Genomic DNA, 4,548 nt, shown 5'->3' on the forward strand with positions numbered 1-4,548 from the left:
TATATTAACTCTTTCTATAGCAGGTATTGGGCTACTTGTGACCTTACTTAATTTAAATATCTCTAAAACAAGCTTTGAAGAAATTCTCTATTTGATAGCTTTAGCTGGATTTGCCTTAAGTATTTGTTGTGTTTTATTAATTTTTTAATGAGAATTCTTCTTACTTAGAAGCAGTGCTTTTAGAAGATGCTAAAAAAGATTCCTTTCTAGGCTTTTTGGATATAATTCTTACTCTATTTTTTATTATAGCATCTATATCTACAGTTTTACTAGGAATAGTTAACATTTAATTATAAAGAGAGTATATCATGGACAAGCAGAAAAGCCCGAAATCAAATAAGAATTCTGATTACAAAAAGAAAAGTTTAAATAATCTCGGAAACCTTAAGAATCCTAAAAAACCACAAGAGTTTAGTTCTTCATCTTCAGATAAAAAAAAGGATTAATCTAATTTTAAACCATCTCTTCAAACAACTTATCAAAGTCTTTGATGCGTTTCGACCAATCCAAGTGTTGATTAATATTTTGAAGAGAGTTCTTCGGAAGCGATTTGGTCTTCCCGGTAAGCAATTCTTTCAAATGATGAAATAGGTCATCTTCAGTTTCATACAGAACCGGTGCATGAAGCAACGGGTCATGCAGACTTTTTGGGATCAACTCCGGGTAATGTAAACTATTGGGCACCAGTGGGTGACATCCACAATATATCGCCTCCATTATAGCCACGCAGAAGAATTCATAACTTGCTGTAGATACTACGATATCACCGGAATGAAGTAATTTACTATAGTTCTCTTTGTCATCCACATAGCCAAAATGGGTAATTTGCTGGCCGAATCGCTGCCAGGCTTTTTCGAATTCCTCCGGTTTTTCATGCTGAGTATCTCCGGCCAGGATCAGATCGAATTTCAGATCGATATCATTTAACCTATTCAGTACCCTGAAAAACATAGCCGGATTCCGGTCAAACTGCCAGCGCTGATTCCATACGATCACCGGTGTTTCATTTTCAGCCCGGGTATCCGGTTGCTTGTCAAAACTTTTTAGATCCAGACCGGGATGCATCACCAAGCTTTTCTCTTTGATCTTTTCAATAGTGTTATACTGTTTTCCATCAGGAAAATTGTCCAGGAATTTAGGCAGTGCCTCAAAAAGATCATCTAAGTGAAACTGTGATGAAAAGATCAGTTTATCGGCCACCAGCATACTCAAATAGTTGATGTAGCAATAGGTCATATCGCGCTTTTCCCCGTCCGGAATGGGCCGAGTAAACTGATTGTCGTGCATATACATGATCACCGGTGTATGGGCAAATCTCGGATTGGTAAGAGCCATAAAAGCCGGAAGGTTCGTCATGCTGCTGGTAAGCAACAGGTCAATGTCCTCTTCCACTTTATTGGTCATCTCCGTTAGAGTGACAGAATCGCCATGCATCCTCCATTTCCAGCCTTTGTAGTTCAGCTTGATGGGAATGATGTTATGGCTTGAGTGCTTCTCAAGTCCTTTGAGAAAAGCCTTATGGGAGCCGCTGTAAAATGGTTCTACCGCCAGAATGTTCATTTAGATCTAATCAAATCTTTTAAAAACTAAGTCCAAGTATATGCATTTTTTAGGATGGCAGAATAATAATTCATGTATCCAAATCCGATCGGACGGATCACCCGTCTGATCGATGAATTAGGCTTCGGAGCCTGGACAGTAGGGCATGACAAGCATGGAACCTAGAATCAAGCAATCGGTCAGACGGCTGGAGGCTGGCAGACCAGAAGCTAAGTTATACAACTACGCACTCGATCTGCCGGATTACCCGTCTGATCGATGATTAGGTCACAGGTGTTTGGAATGGTTAAGTGATTTATCTTAGTTGCTAGAGCCAGGCAATCGGTCAGACGGACTGGAAGCCGTGAGACCGAGAGGTAATTGGTAGTTCTTACCTGAATCTCGCTTGGATTTCGTCCAGCGGGATATAGCTTATCGTGGGCTTCTTTAAAGGGTCGAGATACGGCTGTTCGCAGGCAAAGAGCTGATCGACAAGCGATTCCATTTCTTCCTGGCTTAATTTTTTACCTCTTGGAATGGCTGCTTTAGAAGCGAACGCAATAGCTAATTTTTCTCGTGCTTCCAGCTTGATCTTCTGCCCCAATTCCTGATATTGATGTAACATAGAGATCAACACCTCTTCCTCATTTCCAATTTCAATATCAGCCGGGACCCCGTTTATCATTGCGGTATTACCGCTTAATAATTGTACCGAAAATCCCATTCGCTGTATAATGGAGTGTAATTCTTTTAGTAAGGTGTAATCAGAGGCAGAAAGTTCTAAGGTTTGGGCAAATAAAAGCTGCTGAGTACTAGGAAGAGCCTCTTCGGTGGCATTCATTGCCTTTTCGAAGATGATGCGTTTATGGGCCAAATGCTGATCGATAACAGTAAGTCCCGAGCGCGTTTGAGTAAGGATATAGGAATTGTGTAATTGCCAAAACCCTTGATCTTGCGTTACCTTTTCTTTTTGATCTTGGGCAGGTTTAAAAGTCTGTGTTTCAGGATAGTCTGATGGCTGCTGATTTGATCTGCCTCCATACAATTGGTCAGCAAGATCTCTTCCTTTTCCCTGAACCGAGTTAGAACGATAGTTTATACGGGATGGAACCTGAAACCCACCCTCACCTCCTCCGCTTGTTGCGGGCCGGTTAAAACTAAACCCTGAATCAAAGCCTTTTGAGGGGTCGTCACTTAAAAATGTATCTTCATTAGGCTGAATATCAGGTACCTGAAAATGTTTATTCAAAGCTCTGTTCACCACAGAACGCGCAAGCTGTATTACACTTCGTTCATCCTCAAACTTTACTTCCATTTTGGCGGGATGAACATTTACATCAACCTTTGAAGGATCAATATCAAAGAACAATGCATAAAACGGATATTCATTGTTTCGGGTCCAGGCATCATACAAACTTAGGATCACGTGTGTAAGATAACGATGCTGGAACGGACGCCCATTCACAAATAGAAACTGCTCTCCCCGACTCTTTTTCGCCAGTTTTGGATCTGAAGCAAACCCATGAATTTTCACATAACTGGTTTCTTCGCCAAATTCGATCAAACTCGCTTTGTAGGAACTACCGAAGATCTGAGTAACCCGATCCTTTAGATCTTGAATGGGCAAGTCATAGATCACATCTCCGTCCGCTTCCACATAAAAAGCCACATCAGTGCTTGCAAGAGCAGCATACTGTATGGTTCGGAGAATGTGCCGGAGTTCGGTTACATCCGTTTTTAAAAACTGCCGGCGGGCAGGCACATTGAAGAATAGATTACGAACGGCAATAGTAGTCCCGTCATCTGTAGCGGTCGGTTTTATCTCTCGTTCTTCACCACCACAGACCTCGAATTCCCAGCCGTTCTCATCTTCAGCTCTTTTTGTCTTTACAGTAACCTGAGAAATGGACGCAATGGAAGCCATGGCCTCTCCCCGAAAGCCGAGAGTGCGAATTTTGAAGAGGTCATCAACAGAATTGATCTTGGAGGTAGCATGGCGTTCAAAACAAAGCGGAAGGTCTTCCTTACTCATTCCGCAACCGTTATCAGAAACCTGAATAAGAGTTCGTCCGGCATTCTGGATCAGGATCTTAAGCTGATCGGCTCCGGCATCGATAGCGTTATCGAGAAGTTCTTTAATAACGGAAGCCGGCCGCTGTATGACTTCCCCTGCCGCAATTTTATTGCTTATCTCAGGTGGCAGTTGGTGAATAATGGAATCGCTGATATGGGTGTCGCTCAATGTAAATGATCTGTATTTTAAAGTGAAATCAGGTAAACAACGAAAGCTAATAAAGCAGCGAAAAACACGATTCTGGAAAATTGTGCAGGTCTGCGCCGTGTGTGTGTCTCAAACTTAATTCTCTTACGCCGCTTTTCTTTCTCATCCTTCTCCGGATCGTAATATCGAAATGGATAGTCAAATTTCTTGGGTTTAGGCCGGAAGCCGAACATTGGTCTGATCATAACAACACCTCATTTTTATTGGCTTTAGAAGGCTAACAAAGTGGGCTAACCTATCGTGCCTTAATATAGGGATTCCCATAGGAGAATATCGAATATTCAATCCGGAATGTTAAATTTTGAATTGATAAATCTTATACTTCGACATTCAATATTCCTCTGATCAATATTCACTATTCTTCCAGATGTTCTTTTGCTTCTAAAATTTGTAAACTCCCTGCCCATTATTTTCCTTCGAAACAGACCTGATTTCGAACCTTCAAGTTAATTATAACTGTAAATTATTTATTAAAATGAGCACTGATAAAGCCAAGATCTTTTACACTATCACGGATGAGGGACCTTATTTAGCCACTCATTCCTTCCTGCCTATTGCTGAAGCTTATACCAAAGCAGCCGGGGTAAATGTTGAGACTAAGGATATTTCCTTAGCCGGACGTATTCTCGCCAACTTCCCTGATTATCTCACCGATGATCAAAAAGTATCCGATGACCTAGCTGAATTGGGAGAACTGGCCAAACAGCCTGAGGCAAATATCATGAAGC

At 41.4% G+C, this 4,548-nt stretch carries 3 protein-coding genes; 1 reads left to right on the plus strand and 2 read right to left on the minus strand.

The features are described from left to right. Positions 1-453: 453 nt before the first annotated feature. Together VFM80_RS08525 and mutL are read right to left on the minus strand one after the other, a co-directional pair. Complete coding sequence (locus VFM80_RS08525) at positions 454-1,560, minus strand: tRNA-queuosine alpha-mannosyltransferase domain-containing protein (protein WP_395071404.1); 1,107 nt, start codon at positions 1,558-1,560, stop codon at positions 454-456. A gap of 370 nt (positions 1,561-1,930) precedes the next feature. Then, a complete protein-coding gene (gene mutL, locus VFM80_RS08530) occupies positions 1,931-3,781 on the minus strand; it encodes a DNA mismatch repair endonuclease MutL (RefSeq protein WP_395071405.1) in 1,851 nt (616 codons plus the stop codon). Between the two features lie 514 nt (positions 3,782-4,295). On the opposite strand from mutL, the gene VFM80_RS08535 reads away from it, so the two are divergent. After that, on the plus strand, positions 4,296-4,548 hold a 253-nt coding region (locus VFM80_RS08535; protein WP_395071406.1), incomplete at its 3' end, for an NADP-dependent isocitrate dehydrogenase.

Origin of the sequence: Gracilimonas sp., assembly GCF_035704785.1 — a bacterium.
Classification (GTDB): Bacteria; Bacteroidota; Rhodothermia; order Balneolales; family Balneolaceae; genus Gracilimonas.